We start from the raw sequence: 24,203 nt of genomic DNA, 5'->3' as shown, positions 1-24,203 counted from the left end.
AAGCAGTTAAGCTATATTTTTTATTTTTGCTTTTTTGTATTAAATGTGTATCCGATCCCGAATACCAGTTCACAGAATGTAAAATCTTGAGTTGCTTTGTCAATTTTTACATTTTCCTCTGTTGTTCTTACGCTGGGTAAATTAATATAACCATATTTCACTTCAGCTTTTGCCACAAAATGATTCCAGAATACTACGTTTACTCCTGTTCTTGCATCCAGACCAAATCCTGCTAAATGAAAGTGGTCACTTTCTCCTTTTCCCATTAATGTAGCATCAGTTTTAGGAACTAAAACACCCGCTCCTAAACCATAATTCCAGAATATATCAAATTTATTCTTATTAAGGATTTGTTTGTATTTCTGAACTCCAAGATTTAAATAATTTAAACCATTCGTATGCTCATACTTTAAAAACTCACCATTAGAAAGATCGATTTTTCCGTTATTTACCATTCCTGAATATGCCGGATCATTGATATAACCATTGAAATCAACAGTTTGATTCTGATCCATCACATACTTCATGTGATCTACTCCAAACGTAATTCCTATATTATCCTTAATAAAGTAAGTAATATTATAATTAACCTGTGGAATTGAAATTTTTGTAGGATCAATATAATGATTGAATTCACTTATTGGAGTCGGTCTGTCGTGTGCAGATACATTGTTTAAGGTAAAGTTGTAATTCTGACCGTAAAAATGAATATCAGAATTTCCAAACCAACCTCTGTTCCAGCCCCAGAACACCATTACTGATCCTTTTTTGAACGCCTCTCTCTGAGCATTAACGCTCATGGCTACTGTTAATAAAAACAGTATTAAAAATTTATTTTTCAACTTAAATTTTTCTTATTAATTAGGAATTAAACTGTAGGCGCCGGAATAGGATCTGCATAGTTTGCCAAACCATAGTTTTGTGTCAAGCACAATTCCGGATTTTTAATATGCCATTCAAATTCATCCCTAAAATGACGAATTGCCGCTGCAACAGGCCAAGCTGCCGCATCACCTAACGGGCAAATCGTGTTTCCTTCAATCTTTCTCTGGATATCCCAAAGCAGATCGATATCTTCCATTTTTCCTTCTCCTTTCTCAATTTTTTTCAAAATTTTGTACATCCATCCCGTTCCTTCACGACAAGGAGTACATTGCCCGCAACTTTCGTGATTATAGAATCTCGCTAAAGTCATGGTATGTTCTACGATACACTGATCTTCATCTAAAACAATGAAACCTCCTGATCCCATCATTGTTCCGGTAGCAAATCCACCGTCTGCCAATGATTCGTAGTTCATGTATCTAGGTTCTCCGTTTACGGTTTTTAATAATAAATTTGCCGGAACAATCGGAACAGAGCTACCTCCGGGAATACAAGCTTTTAGCCTTTTTCCGTCTTTGATTCCTCCACAATATTCATCAGAGTAAATAAATTCTTCAACTGTAATGGTCATGTCGATTTCATAAACTCCTGGTTTGTTGATGTTTCCACAAGCAGAAATTAATTTTGTACCTGTAGATCTTCCAACTCCGATTTTAGCATATTCAGCTCCTGTAATATCAATAATTGGAACGATTGCTGCGATAGATTCAACGTTATTTACAACCGTTGGTCTTTCCCAAAGTCCTTTTACAGCCGGGAATGGCGGTTTTAATCTTGGATTTCCTCTTTTACCTTCAAGAGATTCAAGCAATGCAGTTTCTTCACCACAAATATAAGCTCCACCACCTCTTTGAACGTAGATTTCACAATCGAAACCGGTTCCCATGATATTTTTACCTAAAAATCCTGCCGCTTTTGCTTCTTCAATAGCTTCTTCCAAAATATCAGGAATCCAAGAATATTCTCCACGAATGTAGATATAAGAAACATTTGATCCCAAACAATAAGACGAAATCAGCATTCCTTCGATCAGTAAATGAGGAAGAAATTCCATTAAATATCTGTCTTTGAAAGTTCCCGGTTCCGATTCATCGGCATTTACTACCAAGTGTCTCGGGACGCCTTCCGGTTTTGCCAGAAAGCTCCATTTCATCCCGGTCGGGAATCCTGCTCCACCACGACCACGAAGTCCGGAAGCTTTTACTTCTTCCAAAATTTCGTCGGGTGTCATTTTCAAGGCTTTTTCAGCTGCTGTGTAACCTCCCTGTTTACGGTATGTTTCAAAGTAGCGAATACCTTCTATATGTGCATCTTTAAGTAAAAGTTTTTTACTCATTGTATATTTTATTAATCCAAGGCAACTTGTCCTTCTCTGCAAAGATCCAGGATTTCGTCAACTTTTTCTATCGTTAAATTTTCATGAAAGAATTTCCCTAACTGCATCATTGGAGCGTATCCACAAGCACCAAGACATTCAGCAGGTTTTAATGTGAACATTCCATCTTCCGTAGTTTGTCCGTCCTTAATGTTCAGTTTAGTTCTGATATGATCCAGGATTTTTTCGCTTCCGCAAACCATACAAGGTCCCGTCCTGCAAACTTCCAAAACATATTTACCAACCGGCTTCATATTGAACATTGTATAAAAAGTAGCTACTTCATATACTTCAATTGGTTTGATACTTAATAATTCCGCAACATAATCCATCACAGGAACGTCTAACCATCCTCCGAATTCTTTCTGTGCCAAATGCAGAACAGGAAGAAGAGCAGATTTTTGTCTTCCTTCAGGATATCTTGCGATAATTTTGTGTACCTGTGCTAAACTTTCCGGTTTAAAAGCTATTGTTTCGCTCATTTTTTATCTAAGATTTCAGATGCCAGATTTCAGACATCAGATTTTAAATTTATATGTAAAGCAAAGAGTCTAACATCTGAAATCTGATGCCTGACGTCTTTTTTTATGCGTCTAATTCTCCCGCAATAATATTCATACTACACATCGTTACAATCGCATCAGAGATTACAGAACCTGTAATCATCTCAGGATAAGCCTGGTAGTAGATAAAACATGGTCTTCTGAAGTGCAGTCTATAAGGACTTCTTCCACCATCACTCACTAAATAGAAACCTAATTCTCCGTTTCCACCTTCTACAGCATGGTAAACTTCACCTTTCGGTACATCTGTTTCTCCCATTACAATTTTGAAATGGTAGATTAATGCTTCCATTTTTTGATAAACATCAGCCTTTTCAGGAAGATAGAAATCAGGAACATCCGCGTGGAATGGACCTTCAGGAAGATTCTCGTATGCTTGTTTGATGATTTTAATAGATTCCCAGATTTCCTGCTGACGAACCATGAAACGGTCGTACGTATCACCTGCAGTTCCCACAGGAATGATAAAGTCGAAATCTTCGTAAGATGAATAAGGCTGTGCAACTCTTACATCATAATCTACCCCTGCTGCACGTAAATTCGGACCTGTGAAACCATAGCTTAACGCTCTTTCAGCAGAAATTGCTCCTGCTCCGATGGTTCTGTCCATGAAAATTCTGTTTCTTTCTAATAAAGTACAGAATTCTTTAAATCTTGGTGGGAAAGTTTTAAGGAAATCCTTTAATAACTCATGGAATTTTGGAGTGAAATCTCTTTCAAATCCTCCGATTCTTCCCATATTGGTAGTCATTCTTGCCCCACAAATCTGCTCATACATATCATAAATACGTTCTCTTTCGATGAACATATAGGTAAGACCTGTAATCGCTCCGGAGTCCATTCCGGTTACACCATTACAGATAAGGTGGTCACCGATTCTAGCTAATTCCATCAAAATTACACGCATATAATCTACACGCTTAGGAACTTCAACTCCAATTAGCTTCTCAACTGTCATATGCCAACCTAAGTTGTTGATCGGTGCAGAACAGTAATTCATACGGTCGGTAAGGGTAGTGATCTGAGAATAGTTTCTTCTTTCAGAAATCTTTTCAAATGCTCTGTGGATGTAGCCTACCGTTTGCTCAGCATGAAGGATTCTTTCTCCGTCCATCGTTAAAATGTTCTGGAAAATCCCGTGAGTAGCAGGGTGGGTTGGTCCTAAATTGAGGGTATAAAGTTGACCGTCAATCTGTTCCTTACTTTCGTATTGGTTAAGTATATTAGATAATGAGTTATCTTTCATAATTTAAATGCTTTAGGCTATAGGCTTTAGGCTTTAAGCTTATTGCTTGCTGCTTACTGCTTATTGCATTATTTTTTATCTTCCGAACATACTATCGTTCTTGTCGGTTCTTGTTCCGTCTTCCAAACGATATTCCTTCAACATTGGGTGGTATCCGAGATCTTCCATATTTAAAATAGCTCTAAGATCAGGATGTCCCTTAAATTTAATTCCGTAGAAATCAAAAGTTTCTCTTTCCATCCAGTTGGCTCCTGCATAAAGATCAACAAGAGAATCAACTTCGATATTTTCTCTGGACATAAAGATTTTCAGACGCAATCTGAAATTAGCCATCATATTATGCAAATGATAAACAACACCAATTTCTTTTTCTGGAAATTCAGGGTAATGGATTCCACAAATGTCTGTAAGGAAATTAAATTCCAACGATGAATCTTTCAAATAATGAATGATCTTTTTGATATCATCTTTCTTCACTTCGATCGTCAACATTCCATAAGGCTCTGAACTAGAGATTACAGATTCCGGAAATTCTCTTGTGATTGCTTCTAATACAAATTCGTTTGTCATTTCCGTTTTAGTTGCTAATGTTGTAAGAATCTAACAATTTTTGGTATTCAGGCATATCTCTTCTTCTGATGCTTTCGCTTTCTGCCAAAGCCTGAACCTGCATTACACCTTCAATAATCTGCTCCGGTCTTGGAGGACATCCTGGAACGTATACGTCAACCGGGATAATCTTATCGATTCCCTGTAATACTGAATAAGTATCAAAAATACCACCACTGGAAGCACAAGCTCCCACTGCTACCACCCATTTCGGCTCAGCCATCTGAGTGTAAACTTCTTTTAGGACAGGTCCTAATTTCTTAGATATAGTTCCGCAAACCATCAACATATCTGCCTGTCTTGGTGAGAAAGAGTTTCTTTCCATACCAAATCTCGAAGCATCATAAGTCGGGTTCAGGGTAGCCATAAACTCGATACCACAACAAGAGGTTGCAAAAGGTAACGGCCAAAGTGAAAACTTTCTAGCCATACCGATTACACTGCTCAGTTTCGTTGCGAAAAACCCTTCTCCTTCAAATCCTTCCGGAGCAGGTGCATCTGTTCTTATTACTGGTTTGTTATCTGACATTTTAGTAGATTTTAGATTTTAAATTAGATTCTAAATTGTTGTTAATGTTAACTTTAATTCAAAATCATCATCTAAAATTTATAATTTTTAATTTAAAATTTTTATTTATCCCAATCTAATGCGCCACGCTTCCAGACATAGAAAAATGCCATGAAGAAAATCGCCACGAACATCAATACTGCCAGGAATCCTTCCATTCCGAATTCTCTGAAATTAACAGCATAAGGATAAAAAAATACGATTTCAATATCGAATAGTACAAATAATACCGCAGTCAAAAAGTATTTAATGGAAAACGGCGTTCTTGCATTTCCTTCTACCGGGACTCCACATTCCCAGCTTTGGTTTTTCACAGAATTTCCTTTTTTCTGTTTCGGACCTAAAAAATGCGCTCCAAGCAAAGAAATAGCTACGAAACCGATCGCAACACCTGCTTGTAATAGGATTGGAATATAACTTTCAGGTAAATTCATTTTTGCATTATTATCTCAATTTGCAAATTTACAGAATAAACAAGAAAGCATGAAATTAATCAGCCTAAAAGTGGGATCAAAATAGGAAAAAACGACAATTTAGAATCAATAAAAATAACGATTATTTCTTCATTTTTTTTAAGAGAGAGAATGCCATGAAAGAAATATAGGCAAAAAGAATGCTTGCATACAAAATATTAATAATTGTATTTGCTCTGTCGTCTCCAATTTTGAAAAATAAATTGTAAACAATAAATCCGGCGATTAAAATCGCAAAAACAACGAGATGTGGTTTCATATTATAAACTTACAGATAAGTCTAATTTTTAATTATCAAAATTATTTAATTTCCAAAGAGTAAGTTCTTCTTCTTTTGTGGTTTGTAGGATTATAATCCTGCCAAAGAACCTGAACACTTTTATTTTCTTCCAGTTCAGGGTTTGTTTCGGCAAATTCAATTCCCATGCTTGTAAATCGTACAAAGATTTCTTTAAAAATAATTGCCGTTACGCCGCGTCTCTGATATTCAGGATGAATCCCGATCAGGTAAAAATTGGCGCGGTCATTTTTCTTGCTTGCCTGTAAAAAATGCCACCATCCGAATGGGAATAATTTTCCTTTTGATTTTTGTAAAGCTTTTGAATATGAAGGCATTGTGATAGCAAAAGAAATCAGCTCATTGTTTTCATCAACGACGCATATTACATAATTTTTGTCGATGAAAGGGAAATATTTTTCTCTGTATGTTTGTATTTGCTCGTCAGAAATCGGCGTGTATGTAGAAAGATGCTTATAGGTTTCATCCAATAATTTGAACATAGGTTCTACAAAAGGTAAGATCTCTTCTTTAGAATTAAAGTGCAAAACTTTAAGCTTGTATTTCTGAGCAATCAAACCACTGAATTTTTCCACCTTTTCAGGCAAAACCTTCGGGAAGTTCATTTCAAATTCTACCCATTCTTTTTCCTTTGTTAAACCAAGTTCTTCAAGATGTTGAGGATAATAGGCATGATTGTAAATTCCGATCATTGTTGCCAGTTTTTCGAATCCCATTGTTAACATTCCGGCTTTATCGAGGTTGGTGAACCCCATCGGACCTTCAATTTTGTTTATATTATGTTCTTTGGCATAGTCAATTGCTTTCTGAATTAAAGCTTTAGACACCTCTTTATCATCAATAAAATCGATCCAGCCAAAACGTACTTTTTTAATGCCCAGTTCTTTTTCCTCTTTATGATTGATAATCACAGCGATTCTTCCTACTACTTTATTGTCTTTTAGGGCAAGAAATTGTTTTGATTCAGAATAATTTAGGGCAGGATTTTCCTTAGAATCCCAAATTTTATATTCATCTTTAATAAAAGAAGGAACGTAATAAGGATTGTTTTTATAGAGATCCATCGGAAATCTTACAAATTGTTTTAATTCGCTTTGATTTTTTACTTCAATAACTGAAACTTTAGACATAGGTTTAGAGGGTAATTTAAAAGCAAATATAAATAATAAAATGCAATACTTTGGCACAGTTTTTACACCTTGAAGAGTAAATTTAAATAGAAAAAATGGGTGGTTATTATATAATTATTATAATTTCAATGATCGTGAGCTGGTATGTCTCATGGAAATTGAAGTCTAAATTTGAATATTATTCCAAAGTGCACCTTAAAAATGGACTTTCAGGAAAAGAAATAGCAGAAAAAATGTTGAGAGATAACGGGATTAATGATGTTCAGGTAATTTCTGTTCCCGGGCAATTAAGTGATCATTATAATCCTTCCAATAAAACGGTAAATCTTTCGGAGGCGGTTTACATGCAGAGAAATGCAGCGGCTGCAGCTGTTGCAGCTCATGAATGCGGTCATGCTGTACAACATGCAGTAGGATATTCTATGCTTCAGCTTCGTTCGAAATTGGTTCCTGTTGTTAACATCAGTTCCAATTTAATGCAATTTGTGCTTATTGCAGGTATCGTGATTATGGCAGCAACCAGAACGATAAATGATCCTAATGGAAATACAATTGTCTTAGCAATCGGAGTATTAATGTTTGCATTTACAACTCTTTTCGCATTTATCACGCTTCCCGTTGAATATGATGCCAGTAACAGAGCGATGAAATGGTTAAAAGATACGGGAACTGTAACTTCTGAAGAATTTGTAGGAGTTCAGGATAGTTTAAAATGGGCAGCCAGAACTTATGTGGTCGCTGCAATCGGATCTCTCGCGCAACTGCTTTACTGGGCATCTTTGTTGATGGGAGGAAGAAGAAATTAATTTTTAAATTCAAAAGAAATATGCTGCATCTCGGAAAGTTTTTCTGAGATGTTTTCTTTTTGAATCAGTTTCAAAGAAGCGGTTAAAATACAGTTTTCATTGGCATCAAAATTCAACACTTTTGCATCATATTTTGAAAGCAAAGTAAAAATAGTGTTTTGCTGATTAAAATTAAACTGAATTTCAATAACGGTTTGCAGTTCTTTTGTAATAATATTGGCTTCTTCCAAGGTTATTTTTGCACATTCTTTATAGGCTTTTACCAAACCTGAAACTCCCAATTTTGTTCCGCCGTAATAACGAACGGAAATAACCAGAACATTAGTGATTTCGTGAGCCAAAAGTTGATTGTAAATAGGTAAACCGGCACTTCCGGAAGGTTCTCCATCGTCATTAGCACGATAATTTTCGCCATTTAAGCCAATCCTGAAAGCATAGCAATGATGCGTTGCTTTCGGATGTTCTGTTCTCACTTTTTCCAAAGCATTTTTGAGTTCTTCTTCATTATTGACAGGAAAAGCAAATCCGATAAACTTGCTTCCTTTTTCTTTTAATAAAGTATTTTCTATGGGCTTTTCTATGGTTTTGTACTCGAACGTCATTCAATATTCCGGTTATAATTGCAAAATTACGCTTTATAATAAATATAAAAAATCCTTCTTTTCTACATTTATTTAATAAACATCTGAAAAGAAGGATTATTGAAATTAAGTTTTATATCTGATTCGTATGCTCAGGTATAATTAAATTTGTCAAATATAGTTAGTCTTGACAACATGGTGGTTCTACAGGGGGATTGCATAGTCCCCATTGTTGACCGGCATCTGAAATAGGATGACAAGCACTTCCTATGCAGCACTGATTTGGTCCGCATCCTTGATTGGGTAACCAAGCTGCTCCACATTGATTAAATCCTCCAATAATTGATTTTTGATCATTTCTTGTAAGCATTTTTGCGCCTTTTACATTTTTTAAATTTTTCATAATATTTTTTTGATTTGTATAACAAATTATTTACATGTAAAGCGTGATAAAATTAAATTATTGTGAAATTAATTTTTTAATAAGCTATTTAATATATTTCTCAATTACGTTATCTCTGAAGTTTAAAGACTTTTCAGGATCAAAATTAAATTCAGGAGCTTTGGTGCCATTTTCAAGTTTCAGATTTTCATTTTTAATAATTATTGCTTCATCCCAAAGATTAGCATTAATGAATTCCTGCAAAGTAAATCTTCCGCCTTCAATAATTACGGATTGAATTTGTTCCTTATATAAAGCGTCCATTAAATTTGGTAAGAAATTTTCTTTTTCTATTTTAATAAAGTGAATATTATCCTGACTTTCTTCTTTAACTGAATTAAAAACAATTGTTTTCGCTTCCTGATTATAAATCTTGAAATCTTTCGGAACTTTCAGATCAAAATCAATTAAAATTCTTATTGGGTTTACTCCTTCGACGTTTCTGACATTTAAACTTGGGTTGTCATTCAAAGCAGTTTGTGTTCCTACTAAAATGGCATGTTCATCGGCTCTTAATTGATGAACAAATTGATTAACCAAAGAATTTGAAATGGAGTAGGGTTTAAAATTTTTATCCAAAAAACCATCTTCGGACTCTGCCCATTTCAAAATGATATAAGGTCTTTTCTTTTCGTGGTAGGTAAAGAATCTTTTGTTTAATTCAATACATTCATTTTCCAGAACTCCTGAAACAGCTTCAATTCCTGCATCCTGAATGATTTTTTTACCTCTTCCATTTACTTTATCGTGAGAATCCATCGCACCGATCACCACTTTTTTGAATCCTAATTCTTTAATTTTTAAAGCACACGGCGGAGTTTTTCCGTAATGGGCGCAAGGTTCCAAAGAAACGTAGATTGTAGATTCAGGAATCAGGCTTTTGTCTTTAACGGAATTAATCGCGTTGATTTCTGCATGATTTTCTCCGGCTTTGTGATGATAGCCTTCTCCAATAATTTCTCCGTTATGAACGATCACGCTTCCTACCAAAGGATTCGGATACGTTTTTCCAATAGCTTTTTGGGCCAGTTCGATACATCTTTTTATGTAAAATTCGTCTTGCATATTAATGAAAAAAGCGAAGACAAATTACTTTGATCGCTATTTATTGTTTATAATTATTATAAAATTTAAGTATGTGAAAATTTACTAGATCTATTAGTGGTAATTTTTGCAGTATTTTAATGCTCTTTATTTTGGCAATAATAGAAATTTATTATATTTATATTTACTGAGAATCTTCAAAATTGTTTTCAATTTATCATAACGTTCTTTCGACGGTTCTATAACTAAAATTTTACCAGGATCAATTAGCTTTTTATTATTAATAATAAAAGTTTCTATTTCAGAACTAGTTTTAAATAAGTGTTTTTCACTTAAAAAACTTACCTGAACAATATTGTCATTTAAAATAGAGAATGATAAATAAGAACCATCATTATAATCAGTATTAATTATAGTAGTAGTGGTTGTTTTAGGTGGTTCAGTTTGTACCTGTTGTTTTGTTTGGTCTTGTCCTGAACAACTTATGCAAAACAATATTAATCCAAAGAAAAAATATTTTAGCTTCATAAATGGTTTAGTTTTATTTCTCTACATATACATTTTTATTTACTATTGAATTGTTATAAATTATAAGCGTTTTTACAAAAGCTTGTTTAATTTACAAATTAAACAAGCTTTAAATAATTTTATAATAATTATACTTTAATTTTAGACAATCAATTATCTCCAGCAATAATGGTGTGAAGATTTTGTTTTAAAGTTTCCAAATGAGCTTTTTTCTCATCAATCGTATTGAAAGTGTCTTTCAATAGAAGATTTTCTCTTGAAGGGTTTTTGAAGAATGCTAAATTATTTTCCAATTTAACGATTTCACCTTCAAGATCAGAGATCTGGCTCTTGATTTTTCTTGCCTTATCAGTTAACTGATTTTCAGATAAACCTTCTTCTTTAAGCTCTAACTCGTTGATTTTGTTTAATTTCAATTTTTCTCTCAACGTTTTGTTGAATTCGGTATTAATTGAAATTTTATCTCTCGGAACCTTTCCAATATTGTTCCATGCTGTTTTAATAGCTTCAATTCTTTCGATACTTCCTTCTTCGTCAGTAACGGTTTTCAAATCATCAAGAATTACTTTTTTATTCTTGTAATTTTCTTTCCAGTTATCGGTAGAAGCGTTGCTTTTTTCTCTGTAATTGTTAAAGAAAGCATTACAGGCATCACGGAATTCGTCCCAAATCTTATTCGTCATGCTTTTTGGAACATGCCCGATTTTTTTCCAGTCTTCCTGAAGCTTTTTGAATAAAGGAACAGCGATATCCCATTCTTCATTGTTCGCATTATCCTGAGCAGTCTGGATTAATTTTAATTTTTCGTCCAGATTAGCTTGCTGAGAACCTTTTAAAGATTTGTAGTATGTATTTTTTGTAGTATTGAAACTTCTTAAAATTGTTTTAAACTCATTCCAGTTTTGGTTGGAAAGTTTTCTTGGAACACTTCCTGTTTTTAAGAATTCTGAACGAAGATCTTCAACTCTTCTGATCGAGTTTTGCCAATAATTATGGTTAGGATTTTCAGAAGGTTCAGCCAGTTTTTTAATTTCAGCGATGATCTGATTTTTCTTTTCAAGATTAGCATTCTGTTCAGTTTCGATGGCTGCAGAAAGTTCAGATTTTCTTTCGTGAATTTTGTTTGAAATTTCTTTAAACTCTTCCCATGTTTTTTCACGGAATTCTTCTGAAACAGGCTCTGCTTCTTCTTTCCATAATTTGTGAAGATATTGCAGCTCATTTAATGCTTTTTGAATAACAGGCTCATGCTCAAGCTGTTTTGCACGCTCGATAATGTGTTGTCTTTTTTCAAGATTGTGGCTGTATTCCTGCTCCAAAAATTCTTTGTTAAGATCCAACATCTGATAAAACTGATTCAAATGGTGGAAATAATTATTGTTAAGAATTTTGAATTCAGATTTTGCAACCTGTCCTGCATTTGACCATTCTTCCTTAATATCACGGATGGATTTAAAAAGATTAGTTCCCGGTTCTGAATTAGTATAAAGATTTTTAAGTCTTTCAATAATATTCTGACGGTGATCCAGGTTTTTCTTTTGCTCTTCCTCCTGACTTTTTTGGTAAGTGTCGTGCTTTTCTCTGAAAATATTTACCAAAGCAGAAAATTTCGCTTGAGAAGGGTGCTCGTAACTGAAATTTTCAGGAGCGTTTCCGGCTTCTGCATATTCATGTTTTTTATCTTCCACTTCATCATGAATAAAATGACTTGCTTTTTCTTTTAACTGATTGAATTTTTTGAAGTCTTCACCTGCGTTTGCTGCATTGATGATTCTCTCCATTTCCTTCAAAGCATCGGCTAAAGTGATATCTGTATCAACATGTTCTTCTTCGTGGTCGGCTTCCCCTTCATGTGCTTTTTCATCGCTGGGTACGACATTTTCTGATGTTTCTTCTGGAGATACTTCGTTAGAATTTTTTATTTCTTCGTTTTCAGAAAGATTGTTTTCTGTAGTCATAGCAAATCGTTTATGTGAGTGGCATTAATATCCTCTAAATATAGCTAAAAAGCCAAATAAAGTACTAATTTATGTTATTTTTTTTGAAAATTCCAAATTTCCCAGGCTTTTTCTGCCTGCTGTTCCAGCATGTAATATCCGTTCACTGTTTTGGCTCCTTTTTCTGAGGCTTTAATAATGAATTGGGTGTAATTTGGATTGTAAATTAAATCTATAATTAAATGATCTTTAGAGATTCCTTCAAACGGAAAATTCAGACAATCTTCAATATTCGGGAAAGTTCCGACCGGAGTACACTGAATAATAAGTTGATGTTTTTTTACTGTTTCCTGATCCAAATTTTCGAAGTTGGTTTCCGAATTTCTTGAAACTGTAACCGAAGAGATTCCATGTTTATCCAGAACATATTTTACGGCTTTTGCAGCACCCCCGCTTCCTAAAATTAAAGCAGAGTTTTGATGTGGCTTTTTATGAAGAAGCAACGTTTTTTCAAAACCGAATGCATCGGTATTGTAGCCTGTTTTTTTACCATTTTTGATAAGAACACAATTCACTGCACCTATTTTTTCGGCTTCATCACTCAATTCGTCTAAGTAATCAATGATTTTTTCTTTGTAAGGAATCGTTACATTGAAACCTAAGAGATCAGGAGTGGAAAGCAGATTTTCAACTTCATTAATTTCGTTAAGATCAAAAATGTTGTAAGAATAGCCTTTTAACATTAGCTTTTGAAATTTGTCTTCAAAGAATTTTTTCGAAAAAGAGTAGGAAATGTTTCTTCCGATCAAACCCAGTTTTTTATTAGAATTCATACTATAAAAATAAAAAAAAGACCGGAAAAAACCGGTCTTTAATATGAAATATTTTTTAAGTCTTAGTTTACGATAAATTTTGTAGCGAAAGAATCTGTTTTAAGGATGTAATTTCCTTTTACCAGGCCTTTAAGATTGATTTTATTTGAGTTTTTGAAAGGATTTTCAATGGTCTCGATCAATTTTCCTGAGAAATCATAAATCTGAGCTTTTGAAATTTTGCTTAAGTTTTCACCTTTTACAAATAATTCGTTGTTTCTTACAGGATTTGGATAGATTGTAAGCTGTGATTTGTCTTTTGAAGTTTCAGAGGTTGCCAGTGGAGCCGAGTAGCAAGTCCAGCTTAAGTCATCAATGGCGATTCTATTGTCTGTTACAGGATTAACGATACTAATTACAACATTTCCGCTTACATTAATATTATTAATAGTAACTGGAGCAGTTGAAGTAGAAGTGTAAGGAATTGTACCTACAGTCACACCATTGATCTGAAGATTTAAGTTGCTTGCGGTACCTGAAAATTTCAATTGCGCTTTTACGGTTAAACTTTGAATTCCGCCAGAAATTGTAGAACTGGTTAAGCTTCCGTTTCTTATAGTGATTGCTTTATCTCCGGTTCCGTTTATATTTTGATCCGTTCTGGAATCAGTAGCAATCCAAGTAATAGAATTGTTTGTCCATGTTTGGGTTGCGTAGCTAGATGCACTTGCCGGAATATTTGAAAAATCTTCCGTTCCACAGCTTCCACCAGGCTGTCCGCCTGCAAGAGTAGTTCCCGGAGCTGTATTACTTGCAGTAGAAGAATTTCCGGCTGCATCTTTTGCAATTACATAAAAATTGTAAGTCGTAGATGGATTTAATCCGTTAACTGTAGCAGTTGTTCCGTTAACTGTACCATAAAATACACCATCTTTGTAGATATCATAAGCAACTACACCTATGTTATCTGTGGAAGCGGTCCAGCTTAAAGAAATTGTATTGGAAGAAGGGTTACTTGTTGATAAATTGGTAGGAGCTGTAGGAGCTTGAGTATCAACTACCGGAGTTCCCCAGATCTGAGCAACATATTCAGGATGATCAATATATGGATTTCTGTTTCCTTGGTAAACATAAGATGCATTATTTCTTGCAATTTCAGTTGCAGAAACCGGATCCATTGTGTTCCAGGCAAGCAATTGATTAAGTTCCCATGTTTGTAATCCCGGGAAAGCTGAACCTCCCAACATATTTCCTGTTGAAAAACCGGAAAGCTGAGATTCATATCTTGTTACGAAATATAAAATCATTCTTGCAATATCTCCTTTGAAGGCATCAATCGGTTCGAAAACTGTTCCTGAATAACCAGGAGAAACAGAAGTTCCTAATTTCGATCCGTTTTGAGAAGTATAAGATGTTAAACCTACTTTTCCGTATGGATAATTTGATCTCATCCCGTTTACTTTTCCGTCTGTAGGTCTGATAAAATGAATATCAGCAACCATAGGAGAATTACTGCTGAATAAACTTTGAGGAACTACGTGTTCTCTGTTGTAGCAATCTCCCTCGCTGTTATAAGTTCCGCATTGACCACTTCCATAAGTGAATGTATATGGATCTGTGCCATTTGGATTTTCAGAATAAATGTCTAAGATTGTATTGTCATTTTCATATCCGGACATTGCGATATTATCGCGGTCAGTCGTTTGGTAACCAGTCCATAAACCATTATAACCATGATCAACGTGACCGTTGGTAATAATTTGTTTAAGTTGAGTTTTTAAAGCAGCTCCGGTAAGACCTGCAGTTCCGTCGTAATATCCCGCAGGAATCTGAGCAAATGCACTGATAAAGGCAAAACTCATTAAAAAAGAGAGTAAAGTACGTTTCATTTTTAAAAATTGGGACGCAAAGGTACAAAAAAATGAACGCTTATTCTATTAACTTTTAGTAATATACTCCTTACTTATTTTTGAAAATATCCACGAAATACCAATTCCGAAAACAGATGCCGTGATCGCTACAGTCAAATAATTTTTACCAACAATTTTTACAGGAAAAGGTAAGGTTTCATTGGCTTTGAAAAATTCTGAATATTGTTGGAAATAACAAAGTGTTGTCCCAAGAATCAGCCCTGAAATAACACCTAAAACAACAATAAGAATTCCTGTATAAAAATAAATCTGTCTTAAATGGCTTAAAGGAAAGCCTAATGAAATAAGAGATTTTGCCTGTTCTTTTTTATCTAATTGTAAAATAATAATCGCACCCGCCAAATTGAAAGTCGTAATGAAAATAACCAAAGCGAAAATTAAATAAATAAATAATTTTTCGGTATTAATCATCTTCCAGAATGCTGCATTTTCTTCTTCTTTCGTTTTAATATCAATATTTTTCCCGAGGGAAGATAGAAGTTGCTGTTTTACAGAATCTGTATTATCCGAGTTTTTTAATTTAACAACAATTTGATAGGCGGAATGTTTGGGTAAATTTAAAAGTTCTTCCGTTAATTCAATCGGAGCAATGATATAATTGTCTAATTGATCTTTCCCTGGAAAAACTCCTGTGACTAAAATGTCTTTTTTATTATAAATATCTTCTTCCTTATTAATGATTCCTGTTCCCGGTTTAGGCATGAAGATGGTTGCGTAATCACTGTTTGACGATACAGGAATGGATAATCTATTATCTAAAGAATTTTCCATCAATGCTTCGTTAGAATATTTAAAGCTCGGATAAGACCCGTAGAAAACATCTTTATTAATAGGATTTACCCTTGTATAGGCGGAATCAACACCTCTTAAATAAGCAATATCACCTTTTCCATTATAACTGATGTAAATTTTTTCTTCAATTACCCTTGAAAAATGACTGATTTCTTTATTGTTTTTAAGAACAGCATTGATTTTATTGAAATCTTTCAATGTTTTTCCGGAAGTACTTTTAATTGTAAGATCTGCATGAAGATTAGAAATTAAATCTTTATTAAGATCTTCAAGCCCCGAAAAAACAGAAATAATGACAAACATTGCAGTAACGGCAACCGTCATCGCTCCAACAGCCAACCACGTAATAAACGTAACGGCAGTACTCCCTTTTTTTGACAAAAGGTATCTTGAAGCTATGTAAAATGCAATGTTTTTCAAGTTCTATAAAATAGGATTGTCACCTTCTCCTCTTAATTCACGTTCTAATTTTTCAACATCATCAAGAGCTGTATCCAAATAAAAATTAAGATTAGGAATTACACGTACCTGTTTTGCCATTTTCTGACCGATGAAATTTCTGTATTGAGCTTTATTTTCTTCAATTTCTTTCATCACTGCAGAACGAAACTCCTGCGGAAATATGCTCAAATAAATTTTGGCAATACCAAGATCTGCAGATACTTTTACATCTGAAACTGATACTAAAATACTTTGCTTGCTTTCTGAAGCCTGCTTGCGGAAAAGCTCCGCGAAGTCTTCCTGTATAATCTGAGCTACTTTTCTTTGTCTGTTACTTTCCATAATTTCTGCAAATTTAGTACTTTTGTTTGAATTGATACTTTGAAATTTGGTTGCTGTATCAAATTTACGACTTAATTTATTTAATTATTTTATGAAACTAGAACATATCGGTATTGCCGTAAAATCTTTAGGAGTCTCTGATGAACTTTTTGCAAAACTTTTAGGAAAAGAATCTTACAAAAAAGAATCTGTGGAAAGGGAAGGAGTGATAACCTCATTTTATGCCACTGGTGAAAGTAAAATTGAACTTCTCGAAGCAAGCAAAGAGGATAGTCCGATCTCAAAATTTATAGATAAGAAAGGAGAAGGTATCCATCATTTGGCTTTTGGCGTTGAAAATATCCTTGAAGAGATTGAAAGATTAAAAAAAGAAGGATTTCAGTTTATTTCTGAAGAGCCGAAAGAAGGTGCTGATAATAAATTAGTTGTCTTCCTGCATCCTAAATCTACCAATGGGGTACTGGTAGAACTTTGTCAAGAAAAGCAATAAAAAGTTTTGTAGTGAAATAAATTTTGCTATTTTTGCAATCACAAAATTTAACCAAATTTTGAGGTCCTATAGCTCAGTTGGTTAGAGCACCTGACTCATAATCAGGTGGTCCCTGGTTCGAGCCCAGGTGGGACCACTTTAAAGCCTAAGTAATCTAAATGATTTGCTTAGGCTTTTTTTATGCCTTAAAATCAAGGTTTTATATTTTTCTTTTTTCTAGAACACTCTCATTATCTTTTAAATCTACACTAAAAAAGATCCCCAAAAGGAACCCCATTCTGAGAAATTGGAACCCCATTATAACCCTCATTAATACTAGAAAATGACAATTAAAATATTATTTGTATTAGATAAATCAAAATCTAATAGTAAAGGTCTGGCTCCCTTAAAGTGTAGGATTACTTACATGGGAGAAAGGAAACCTTTTGCTACAGGGATATTTATTAATCCTCAAAACTGGGATAATAAACAGCAGAAAGCTAAACCACCAAATTCTGAGAACAAAACTATCAATACGCAATTGAGCCTGATTAAGAACAAGATTAATCAGGCTTTTTTGTTTTTACAGGTTAATGAAGAAGAGTTTGATGTGGAAGATGTTTTCTTGCAGTATAAAGGAAATTCTCCTAAAAAGAGCAAAACTATCTTACAGCTCTTTCAAGAACATAATGATAGGATTGAAAAGCTGATAGGTAAGGAGTATTCTATAGCAACTTTATGGAAGTTTAAACAGGCAAGAGATCTGTTAAAAGACTTTATTAAGTACTCTTTTAATAAGGGAGACTATCATTTCAAAGATTTAGACTTAAAATTTATTCAAGATTATGAATTCTTCCTAAAGGCAGAAAAGTCTTTAGCTCTTGCAACTACTAATAAGATGATACAAAGGTTCAGAAAGATAGTCAAACTTGCTATATCTCAAGATATTATATATAAAGAACCATTTATTGGCTACAAAGTAAAGCATATCAAAAAAGAAATAACTTATTTGACTAGGGAAGAGCTAGCTAAAATTGAAGAGTATCAATTTAAAGCAGAGAGATTGCAAATAGTAGCAGATATGTTTATATTCTGTTGCTATACTGGACTAGCTTATAATGAGATGGCTAATCTGGAGAAATCTCATATTATAAATGGTTTTGATGGGAATGAATGGATTAATATGAAAAGAGCCAAAACTAAGCAAACCTTATCAATTCCACTGCTTAATAAAAGTAAAATGATGATTGAAAAATATAAGAATGTTGATGAAACAAAAGTTTTACCCAGTTTAAGTAATCAAAAGTTTAATACTTATCTAAAGGAAATAGCTGATATAGCTGGAATAGATAAAAGGCTTACTCATCATTTGGCAAGAAGAACCTTTGCTACTACTGTATTGTTATTTAATGATGTGCCTATGGAGATTGTAAGTGAACTTTTAGGGCATTCTAAAATTACTATTACTCAGGAATCTTATGCTAAGGTGGTGAATAAAAAAGTGAGTGAGCAGATGGGTAGGTTAAATGAAAAATTAAAATAAGGGCTACTTGATAGTAGCCCTAAAAGAAATTCTTTATTAAAGTCATACCCATTCTTCAATTTTTAAGACAGGAGAAGCTCCAATATTAATTTTCATTATCTTTCTCATGAAGTTGGTAACAACAGGAATGTATTCTTCTGTAGTTACAATAGAATCATGAATAGTAAAAATTGGAATTTTAGGATATACTTTATTAATTCTTTTACAGACCTTGTCAAGAATTAACTCTGCTTCTAGTCTTTGTAATAATATTGAATAAGCTGAATGTTCTCCATGTCCTGTCTTAATTATTTTAATCATACTATAAACTCCAGGAAATACATCTGCAAAAATCTTGACTTCAGCACTATAACCTATTGCAGTATTAGGACTATATAAAGAAGCAAATGTTATTTCTTTTACTTTCTTTCTAATTAAGCTGTCCTCAATATCACCTTCAAATAAACTATTCTCTATTAAGATTTCAGCAAACTGCTCATAAAACCTTCCTTGTGTCACGACATTTATGTAATTTTTAACATCACTTTGGTTTTTAACCTTTGTAATGTTTTCTACTAACATAATAGGGAAGTCATGTTGAGATGTTAGTCTTGGATTGACTATCTTATCTGAAATTTTGTTTCTCTGAAAGTAACCTTCATTAAGAAGTGGTCTTGCTAGAAAAGGCTGTGAATTTACTATGTCAATTGAATGAAGATTTTGTCCATCATATTTGATGAATTTTCTTAAGTCCTTCATTGTTCTTGTTAGATTTGTATGAAGTCTAAAACCTGTATTATCTACAGCAAATGAGTATTCTCCTTTAGCTAGTTGCAAAAGAGGCAATATCCTTGAATTATATGCTTGTTGAGCATGAATATTTCCTTCTGCTTCTTCTTGGCTCTTTAAATTCATCAAAAAAGCTTGTGCACCTTCTAAATCAACCTCAATTTTAGGATTAAACCACTTTCTAAGAAATTGAGCATCCTCTGTCTTTTTAACATGTACTTTGCTATGAGACTTAGTAATACTTTTAATCAAAGTAGGTTTAGTAATCTCAATGGGTACAAGTTCTGATTGATAATATGAACAAATTCTAATACCTCTAGACTTTACAGTAGGAATATAAAAGCTACCTTCTTCAATTACACCTACTGACACTAGATATTTCAAGTAAGATTTGTATTCATGAATTCTCCTCTGTAAGATCTGTTTATTCACATTTGTATAACCTTCGTCATCTATTAAATCCCAATTTCCAGAAGGAATTGAAGTTATAATATGTAAAATGTATACAAAACAATCTCTTTGATAACTAAAAGCTGGAGGATTATCCTTTAGAACTCTGTCAATATCAATATTCTTTGGTATAAATAATGTTAAAGAGCTTCTTTTATTGCAGTTTCCTCTTTGGGCAAGTCCTATATCCTGACTTGTACTGCTTATTTGATTAGAGTGAGTCTTGGATATAGAACTCACTGTAGTAGCAATTTTTGCCATTACCCTTACTTCTGTTTCAGAGAAGCAGGTGCTTTCCCTTAGATTCTAATCTATAGGGTGCTTTTTATAAAGCAAGTGGCATTTTAATATATCATAAAATTTAATAATATTAATTGTTTTGGTATCTCAATATTCATTCCAAAACTTAAAAAACATGATTATGCAATTAAAACAATCACAAAAACAACAAGTGAAGCTTAGGCTAGGGCTTTCTGGCGCAAGTGGATTTGGAAAAACCTATTCTGCTTTGTTATTAGCCTATGGCATGACACAGGATTGGAGTAAAATAGCTGTTATAGATACAGAGAATTCCTCTTCTTCGCTGTATTCAGACTTAGGAAATTACAATGTATTGGACTTACAAGCTCCTTATAGCCCTGAAAGATATATTCAGGCTATTGAATTATGTGAAAAATCCAATATTTCAGTTGTAATCATTGATTCAGCAAGCCATGAGTGGAGTGGTACTGGTGGGTGCTTGCAAATTCACGAGCAATTAGGAGGTAGGTTCCAAGATTGGGCAAATGTGAGTCCAAGACATCAGGCTTTTATTAATAAAATATTACAGTCAAATTGTCATATAATTACTACAACTAGAAGAAAGATAGACTATTCTCTTGACATAGGACTTAATGGCAGAACTCAGGTAGTAAAGCATGGAACTAAGGAAATAACAAGAGATGGATTTGAGTATGAACTAACTATCAACTTTGAACTTATGAATGAGAATCATCTGGTTAAAGCTTCAAAGGATAGAACAGGATTGTTTATGAATAAGCCTGAGTTTAAGATTACACCTGAAACTGGAAGATTAATCTTAGAATGGTGTAATTCAGGTATAAAGTCTGACAATAGCTCTGCAATTAGAGATACTCCTATAGAGATACCTCAACAATCCCAACAGTTTGAAGCTACAGAAGAAGAAGTCTATAATGCTATTCAGGATAGTAATTCTATAGCTGAACTTTTAGCCTTGTATAAGCAATTTCCTCAATATCATATCTCCCTAAAGCCTGATTTTGAAGCTAGAAAAACAATATTAATTCATATTATTAACCCAAATAATCAATTCAGTAGAAATGGACATCAGAAATAAAATTAAGCCTGCTACTTTGGAAGAAGCATTTGATATTTCCAATTCTACTAACATATTAGGGAAAGATAGTGCAGAGTTAAGAAATGTATATAGGAAATCTATAAGAGATGTGTTTCTTGATGATGCTGAGGTGTTCTTTCCATGTAAAATGAATGATCTTAATATTCCTGAACAACCAGAATTAAATCAAGCACAAGTCTGAAATTTTAAATGTAGTTCAGGCTTCTTTAATGCCTAGTTCTAAAGTACAGGCTACATTTCAAACTTCTGCTGTTTTAGCTAAATGTGAAGATATTAGCCTAGTCATTTTATACTAGCCAATACATCAGAAGTTACTTTACATCACTTACAGAATGATTGTATTATTTCTGTATTTTCTAAGGATAATCTCTGGAATATTTACAATCTCTTTACCAAAGCTAACAAGAGTAGTTATATAGACACCTTTCTTGACAGGAATTTAGATGCTTTTGATTTTACTCAGGGCATCCAAAAGGCACTCAATGGTGATAGTAAGTACCATTGGTTTTTGAGTTAGTTGTATTTATCCACCCTATATTCTTTAGGGTGGATAAATAGTTTAATAATAAAAATTATTTAATACATCTTCTCTAAACTTAGATTTAGAATAGTTGTATCACATATTGTAGATATAGTTTGTTGATTTTTAGATTATAGCTTTTTTAACCCTTTAATTAAATAGTAAGTAATCTCATGAATGTTTGTACTGTGAAATAGCTTTACGTTTTCTTCAATAGATAATTTGTTATTGGCTGATATTTCATGAATAGTAAAACTTTTTAATCTGTCAAGTAATGTATCATAGTCGTAAAAAGGATACTTATCTGATATGTAGTTTTTAAATTGTATTAAAAAGTCATTAGAGTACTGTTTATCATTCCTGAATTCTTTTGCTTCTTTACCTTCTAATATGTTAACTATTTCTTTAGCAGCACCACCAAAACCTCCAATGATATAAACAGGTTTGTTTTCTATAAGAGAGTATAGTGCTTCTTCTAGAATTCCAGGGACATATCCTAAGTAGTTTTCTACTTTTCCTCCAATTACTATTCTAGCATCACTTTCTTTAGATACTTTCTCTCTCATTTCTCTAAAGCATTCACAATATGTATATCTATCCTCAACTATATTATTAACATCATATTTTTTTTCATCATCATAAGTAATATTGCTAGGGGGAGGCATAATAACTACATCTATCTTTTTTGATTTAAAATCAATTAATACATTTCTTGTTAGATTCTTTTTGTATGGGTAAGCAAAGTAGTTTTTAAATCTATAAACTTCATCATCTGGCTTTTTGTATTGATTTGATAAGTCGGTGAAGTATTTTGTAAATCCTCCTTCTCTTAAATCTCCACAATACATGGCAATTCCATCATTAATTAGAACATATCGCGCAATTTCTAAAGAGATGTCATTTAAATGCTGCTCAGAGAAGCCTAATTTACATAAATCTTCATTTACTGAAACTGAAATTGCAATCTTTTTATTTTTAAGTAACTGAGGAGAAGAGGTATTTGTTTGTGCGAGGTTTTGTGATTCATCAACTAATGTTGAATCAATACCAGAAATATTTATTTCATTTGACATATTAGCTAAGATTTACAGGGGTTAAGAATTTTACTTCAGGGTCTAATTCATTTAAAATATTGACTTCTTCTATTCCTAATGGTGGATCTGGGTAGAGAATAATAAGGGGTTTTGCATTAGGCTTCTCTGTATGCTTTCTAATATCTAAAAAGTTAAATAATTCAGGAGGAGAACTTATTGCTTTAACTTCTATGTTGTTATCATTGTAAAGTTCTATATAGTTATTTAGTAGTCTTAGCTGGTAAAGATTATTTAAAACTTGTGTTAATGTAAGAATTACAATTCTTATAAAACTTAGCTCTTCTTCTTCCTTACTATTATTATGAATTACAGAAGTTGGCATATTACCTAAGTATGGAAAGGCTCTTTTTTCTCCATCTTTTATTTTATGTGCTACTACAATAGGTGATTTATGTCTTTTTGCTATTATAACCTCTCTACGGCACCATTCTCTGTCAGAATATTCGTCTGTATGAAATACAACTAGTGCAGAGTGTTTTATTTCTGTTTCAAATTGTTCAGCAAATCCGTATCCATCTGCAACATCAACAGTATCAAAGAATACATCTAATTTAAGACTGTTCTCTATAAACTGTTTGAAAGAGATTGTTATTTTTTCTCCATCATTCTTTGCATGACTTAAGAATAGCTTAACCGGTGAATTAATCCTGTGTTTCTCTTTGTCTTTGTACGCTGGATGAAAATCCATTAAAAGTCTAGCACAATCATGAAGCAATTCAGATTTAATCTTTGTTAGCGCTTTAGTAAAATCAAAATCATTAGTAAAATCTAATTTTTGATTAAGAAACCTTTGAGCATTTATAAATTGAAGTTTCCCTAATTCTGGATTAATACTATAAGCTTTATCAAATAAAGATATAGGGAAAATTCTTACATCATTATTAACAAGTTTTAAAAGATCTGAAGTATAACGCCTAAGATTATCATCCATAAAGTATTCCTCATCTATTAAAAGAATAATTGCTGTTTTTTCAGATTTTGAACAATCAATCTCAAGAGGTTTACCATCTTTATCTTTAAAATATCTAAAGTAAACAGGTATACCTATACCTCTTGAAAGAGGTCTTTTATAATCTCTACAAAATGTACTATAGATATATTCTGCTATCTCTTGTCCTATTTCAGAATCAGGATGCCAAACAACATTTATATTTAATGGATATTTCATTGTTATTAAT

The 24,203-nt window shown here is 33.1% G+C and carries 27 protein-coding genes and 1 tRNA gene; 7 read left to right on the top strand and 21 right to left on the bottom strand.

Annotated features, from left to right (window positions below):
• Positions 1–20: 20 nt before the first annotated feature.
• The 9 genes from ABD745_RS11850 to ABD745_RS11810 form a co-directional block, all read right to left on the bottom strand.
• The gene (locus ABD745_RS11850) at positions 21–842 is read right to left on the bottom strand and encodes a hypothetical protein (protein ID WP_344829902.1); all 822 of its coding nucleotides are present in this window, start codon (positions 840–842) and stop codon (positions 21–23) included.
• Between the two features lie 26 nt (positions 843–868).
• Positions 869–2,221 carry an NADH-quinone oxidoreductase subunit NuoF gene (gene nuoF / locus ABD745_RS11845; RefSeq protein ID WP_344829900.1) on the bottom strand — a complete coding sequence of 451 codons (1,353 nt, stop codon included), beginning with the start codon at positions 2,219–2,221 and terminating at the stop codon, positions 869–871.
• A gap of 11 nt (positions 2,222–2,232) precedes the next feature.
• The gene (locus ABD745_RS11840) at positions 2,233–2,742 is read right to left on the bottom strand and encodes an NADH-quinone oxidoreductase subunit NuoE family protein (protein WP_344829898.1); all 510 of its coding nucleotides are present in this window, start codon (positions 2,740–2,742) and stop codon (positions 2,233–2,235) included.
• 103 nt (positions 2,743–2,845) lie between these two features.
• A complete protein-coding gene (gene nuoD, locus ABD745_RS11835) occupies positions 2,846–4,069 on the bottom strand; it encodes an NADH dehydrogenase (quinone) subunit D (RefSeq protein ID WP_047397469.1) in 1,224 nt (407 codons plus the stop codon).
• 75 nt (positions 4,070–4,144) lie between these two features.
• Positions 4,145–4,639, bottom strand: coding sequence for an NADH-quinone oxidoreductase subunit C (locus ABD745_RS11830; RefSeq protein WP_344829895.1), 495 nt, complete (start codon positions 4,637–4,639; stop codon positions 4,145–4,147).
• Positions 4,640–4,646: 7 nt separating this feature from the next.
• On the bottom strand, positions 4,647–5,207 hold the full coding sequence (locus tag ABD745_RS11825; protein ID WP_047397471.1) for an NADH-quinone oxidoreductase subunit B: 561 nt from the start codon (positions 5,205–5,207) through the stop codon (positions 4,647–4,649).
• Between the two features lie 101 nt (positions 5,208–5,308).
• Positions 5,309–5,680, bottom strand: coding sequence for an NADH-quinone oxidoreductase subunit A (locus ABD745_RS11820; protein WP_326319703.1), 372 nt, complete (start codon positions 5,678–5,680; stop codon positions 5,309–5,311).
• A gap of 121 nt (positions 5,681–5,801) precedes the next feature.
• Positions 5,802–5,978, bottom strand: a complete 177-nt coding sequence (locus ABD745_RS11815) for a hypothetical protein (RefSeq protein ID WP_344829889.1) — start codon at positions 5,976–5,978, stop codon at positions 5,802–5,804.
• Positions 5,979–6,019: 41 nt separating this feature from the next.
• Complete coding sequence (locus ABD745_RS11810) at positions 6,020–7,147, bottom strand: GNAT family N-acetyltransferase (protein WP_344829886.1); 1,128 nt, start codon at positions 7,145–7,147, stop codon at positions 6,020–6,022.
• A gap of 95 nt (positions 7,148–7,242) precedes the next feature.
• Here ABD745_RS11810 and ABD745_RS11805 point away from each other — a divergent pair, with 95 nt between their 5' ends.
• Positions 7,243–7,953 (top strand): zinc metallopeptidase, encoded by a 711-nt coding sequence (locus tag ABD745_RS11805; RefSeq protein ID WP_344829883.1) that lies wholly within the window; start codon positions 7,243–7,245, stop codon positions 7,951–7,953.
• On the opposite strand, the gene ABD745_RS11800 is transcribed toward ABD745_RS11805, so the two are convergent.
• The 9 genes from ABD745_RS11800 to rbfA all read right to left on the bottom strand — a co-directional run bounded on the left by ABD745_RS11800 (position 7,950) and on the right by rbfA (position 16,803).
• Entirely contained in the window at positions 7,950–8,555 is a 606-nt protein-coding gene (locus ABD745_RS11800) for an IMPACT family protein (RefSeq protein ID WP_344829881.1), read from the bottom strand. The two genes, ABD745_RS11805 and ABD745_RS11800, sit on opposite strands and share 4 nt — an antisense overlap.
• Before the next feature lie 160 nt (positions 8,556–8,715).
• Entirely contained in the window at positions 8,716–8,937 is a 222-nt protein-coding gene (locus ABD745_RS11795; RefSeq protein WP_344829879.1) for a hypothetical protein, read from the bottom strand.
• 84 nt (positions 8,938–9,021) lie between these two features.
• The gene (gene ribD, locus ABD745_RS11790; protein WP_344829877.1) at positions 9,022–10,041 is read right to left on the bottom strand and encodes a bifunctional diaminohydroxyphosphoribosylaminopyrimidine deaminase/5-amino-6-(5-phosphoribosylamino)uracil reductase RibD; all 1,020 of its coding nucleotides are present in this window, start codon (positions 10,039–10,041) and stop codon (positions 9,022–9,024) included.
• Between the two features lie 126 nt (positions 10,042–10,167).
• Positions 10,168–10,548, bottom strand: a complete 381-nt coding sequence (locus ABD745_RS11785; RefSeq protein WP_344829874.1) for a hypothetical protein — start codon at positions 10,546–10,548, stop codon at positions 10,168–10,170.
• 149 nt (positions 10,549–10,697) lie between these two features.
• Complete coding sequence (locus tag ABD745_RS11780) at positions 10,698–12,506, bottom strand: DUF349 domain-containing protein (protein WP_344829871.1); 1,809 nt, start codon at positions 12,504–12,506, stop codon at positions 10,698–10,700.
• Between the two features lie 74 nt (positions 12,507–12,580).
• A complete protein-coding gene (locus ABD745_RS11775) occupies positions 12,581–13,318 on the bottom strand; it encodes a shikimate dehydrogenase family protein (protein ID WP_344829869.1) in 738 nt (245 codons plus the stop codon).
• A gap of 62 nt (positions 13,319–13,380) precedes the next feature.
• Positions 13,381–15,186 carry an endonuclease gene (locus ABD745_RS11770; RefSeq protein WP_344829866.1) on the bottom strand — a complete coding sequence of 602 codons (1,806 nt, stop codon included), beginning with the start codon at positions 15,184–15,186 and terminating at the stop codon, positions 13,381–13,383.
• A 48-nt stretch (positions 15,187–15,234) separates the two neighbouring features.
• On the bottom strand, positions 15,235–16,440 hold the full coding sequence (locus ABD745_RS11765) for an ABC transporter permease (RefSeq protein ID WP_047397483.1): 1,206 nt from the start codon (positions 16,438–16,440) through the stop codon (positions 15,235–15,237).
• A 3-nt stretch (positions 16,441–16,443) separates the two neighbouring features.
• The gene (gene rbfA / locus ABD745_RS11760; RefSeq protein WP_047397484.1) at positions 16,444–16,803 is read right to left on the bottom strand and encodes a 30S ribosome-binding factor RbfA; all 360 of its coding nucleotides are present in this window, start codon (positions 16,801–16,803) and stop codon (positions 16,444–16,446) included.
• 91 nt (positions 16,804–16,894) lie between these two features.
• On the opposite strand from rbfA, the gene mce reads away from it, so the two are divergent.
• The 3 genes from mce to ABD745_RS11745 all read left to right on the top strand — a co-directional run bounded on the left by mce (position 16,895) and on the right by ABD745_RS11745 (position 18,815).
• Positions 16,895–17,293, top strand: coding sequence for a methylmalonyl-CoA epimerase (gene mce, locus ABD745_RS11755; protein WP_047397485.1), 399 nt, complete (start codon positions 16,895–16,897; stop codon positions 17,291–17,293).
• Positions 17,294–17,355: 62 nt separating this feature from the next.
• Positions 17,356–17,429 (top strand) — tRNA-Ile (locus ABD745_RS11750).
• A 186-nt stretch (positions 17,430–17,615) separates the two neighbouring features.
• Positions 17,616–18,815, top strand: a complete 1,200-nt coding sequence (locus ABD745_RS11745; RefSeq protein ID WP_344829860.1) for a site-specific integrase — start codon at positions 17,616–17,618, stop codon at positions 18,813–18,815.
• Between the two features lie 42 nt (positions 18,816–18,857).
• Here ABD745_RS11745 and ABD745_RS11740 read toward each other — a convergent pair whose 3' ends face one another.
• Complete coding sequence (locus ABD745_RS11740; RefSeq protein ID WP_344829857.1) at positions 18,858–20,294, bottom strand: ferritin family protein; 1,437 nt, start codon at positions 20,292–20,294, stop codon at positions 18,858–18,860.
• Positions 20,295–20,454: 160 nt separating this feature from the next.
• On the opposite strand from ABD745_RS11740, the gene ABD745_RS11735 reads away from it, so the two are divergent.
• From ABD745_RS11735 to ABD745_RS11725, 3 genes are all read left to right on the top strand, one after another.
• Positions 20,455–21,390 (top strand): AAA family ATPase, encoded by a 936-nt coding sequence (locus tag ABD745_RS11735; RefSeq protein ID WP_344829855.1) that lies wholly within the window; start codon positions 20,455–20,457, stop codon positions 21,388–21,390.
• Entirely contained in the window at positions 21,374–21,592 is a 219-nt protein-coding gene (locus ABD745_RS11730; RefSeq protein WP_344829852.1) for a hypothetical protein, read from the top strand. Before ABD745_RS11735 ends, ABD745_RS11730 begins: the two co-directional genes overlap by 17 nt.
• Positions 21,593–21,700: 108 nt before the next feature.
• The gene (locus ABD745_RS11725; protein WP_344830070.1) at positions 21,701–21,928 is read left to right on the top strand and encodes a DUF3871 family protein; all 228 of its coding nucleotides are present in this window, start codon (positions 21,701–21,703) and stop codon (positions 21,926–21,928) included.
• Positions 21,929–22,062: 134 nt separating this feature from the next.
• Here the strand turns inward: ABD745_RS11725 and ABD745_RS11720 are convergent, their stop codons facing one another.
• Both ABD745_RS11720 and ABD745_RS11715 read right to left on the bottom strand, forming a co-directional pair.
• Positions 22,063–23,004 (bottom strand): hypothetical protein, encoded by a 942-nt coding sequence (locus ABD745_RS11720; protein WP_344829850.1) that lies wholly within the window; start codon positions 23,002–23,004, stop codon positions 22,063–22,065.
• Position 23,005: 1 nt separating this feature from the next.
• Entirely contained in the window at positions 23,006–24,193 is a 1,188-nt protein-coding gene (locus tag ABD745_RS11715) for a TIR domain-containing protein (RefSeq protein WP_344829848.1), read from the bottom strand.
• Between the last annotated feature and the right edge of the window lie 10 nt (positions 24,194–24,203).

Source organism: Chryseobacterium ginsenosidimutans (assembly GCF_039536845.1).
In the GTDB taxonomy this organism is placed as follows: Bacteria; Bacteroidota; Bacteroidia; order Flavobacteriales; family Weeksellaceae; genus Chryseobacterium; species Chryseobacterium ginsenosidimutans_B.
Note: the sequence above shows the minus strand (reverse complement) of the source record. Positions and strands in the feature narration are given on the sequence as shown.

Excerpts from the sequence above, each read along its gene's own strand:
- ABD745_RS11775 (WP_344829869.1), bottom strand. The coding sequence starts at position 13,318 with ATGAATTCTAATAAAAAACTGGGTTTGATCGGAAGAAACATTTCCTAC.
- ABD745_RS11840 (WP_344829898.1), bottom strand. The coding sequence starts at position 2,742 with ATGAGCGAAACAATAGCTTTTAAACCGGAAAGTTTAGCACAGGTACAC.
- ABD745_RS11785 (WP_344829874.1), bottom strand. The coding sequence starts at position 10,548 with ATGAAGCTAAAATATTTTTTCTTTGGATTAATATTGTTTTGCATAAGT.
- ABD745_RS11800 (WP_344829881.1), bottom strand. The coding sequence starts at position 8,555 with ATGACGTTCGAGTACAAAACCATAGAAAAGCCCATAGAAAATACTTTA.
- rbfA (WP_047397484.1), bottom strand. The coding sequence starts at position 16,803 with ATGGAAAGTAACAGACAAAGAAAAGTAGCTCAGATTATACAGGAAGAC.
- ABD745_RS11825 (WP_047397471.1), bottom strand. The coding sequence starts at position 5,207 with ATGTCAGATAACAAACCAGTAATAAGAACAGATGCACCTGCTCCGGAA.
- nuoD (WP_047397469.1), bottom strand. The coding sequence starts at position 4,069 with ATGAAAGATAACTCATTATCTAATATACTTAACCAATACGAAAGTAAG.
- ABD745_RS11715 (WP_344829848.1), bottom strand. The coding sequence starts at position 24,193 with ATGAAATATCCATTAAATATAAATGTTGTTTGGCATCCTGATTCTGAA.
- ABD745_RS11770 (WP_344829866.1), bottom strand. The coding sequence starts at position 15,186 with ATGAAACGTACTTTACTCTCTTTTTTAATGAGTTTTGCCTTTATCAGT.
- nuoF (WP_344829900.1), bottom strand. The coding sequence starts at position 2,221 with ATGAGTAAAAAACTTTTACTTAAAGATGCACATATAGAAGGTATTCGC.
- ABD745_RS11740 (WP_344829857.1), bottom strand. The coding sequence starts at position 20,294 with ATGGCAAAAATTGCTACTACAGTGAGTTCTATATCCAAGACTCACTCT.
- ABD745_RS11735 (WP_344829855.1), top strand. The coding sequence starts at position 20,455 with ATGCAATTAAAACAATCACAAAAACAACAAGTGAAGCTTAGGCTAGGG.
- ribD (WP_344829877.1), bottom strand. The coding sequence starts at position 10,041 with ATGCAAGACGAATTTTACATAAAAAGATGTATCGAACTGGCCCAAAAA.
- ABD745_RS11820 (WP_326319703.1), bottom strand. The coding sequence starts at position 5,680 with ATGAATTTACCTGAAAGTTATATTCCAATCCTATTACAAGCAGGTGTT.
- ABD745_RS11815 (WP_344829889.1), bottom strand. The coding sequence starts at position 5,978 with ATGAAACCACATCTCGTTGTTTTTGCGATTTTAATCGCCGGATTTATT.
- ABD745_RS11830 (WP_344829895.1), bottom strand. The coding sequence starts at position 4,639 with ATGACAAACGAATTTGTATTAGAAGCAATCACAAGAGAATTTCCGGAA.
- mce (WP_047397485.1), top strand. The coding sequence starts at position 16,895 with ATGAAACTAGAACATATCGGTATTGCCGTAAAATCTTTAGGAGTCTCT.
- ABD745_RS11730 (WP_344829852.1), top strand. The coding sequence starts at position 21,374 with ATGGACATCAGAAATAAAATTAAGCCTGCTACTTTGGAAGAAGCATTT.
- ABD745_RS11720 (WP_344829850.1), bottom strand. The coding sequence starts at position 23,004 with ATGTCAAATGAAATAAATATTTCTGGTATTGATTCAACATTAGTTGAT.
- ABD745_RS11810 (WP_344829886.1), bottom strand. The coding sequence starts at position 7,147 with ATGTCTAAAGTTTCAGTTATTGAAGTAAAAAATCAAAGCGAATTAAAA.
- ABD745_RS11745 (WP_344829860.1), top strand. The coding sequence starts at position 17,616 with ATGACAATTAAAATATTATTTGTATTAGATAAATCAAAATCTAATAGT.
- ABD745_RS11805 (WP_344829883.1), top strand. The coding sequence starts at position 7,243 with ATGGGTGGTTATTATATAATTATTATAATTTCAATGATCGTGAGCTGG.
- ABD745_RS11795 (WP_344829879.1), bottom strand. The coding sequence starts at position 8,937 with ATGAAAAATTTAAAAAATGTAAAAGGCGCAAAAATGCTTACAAGAAAT.
- ABD745_RS11780 (WP_344829871.1), bottom strand. The coding sequence starts at position 12,506 with ATGACTACAGAAAACAATCTTTCTGAAAACGAAGAAATAAAAAATTCT.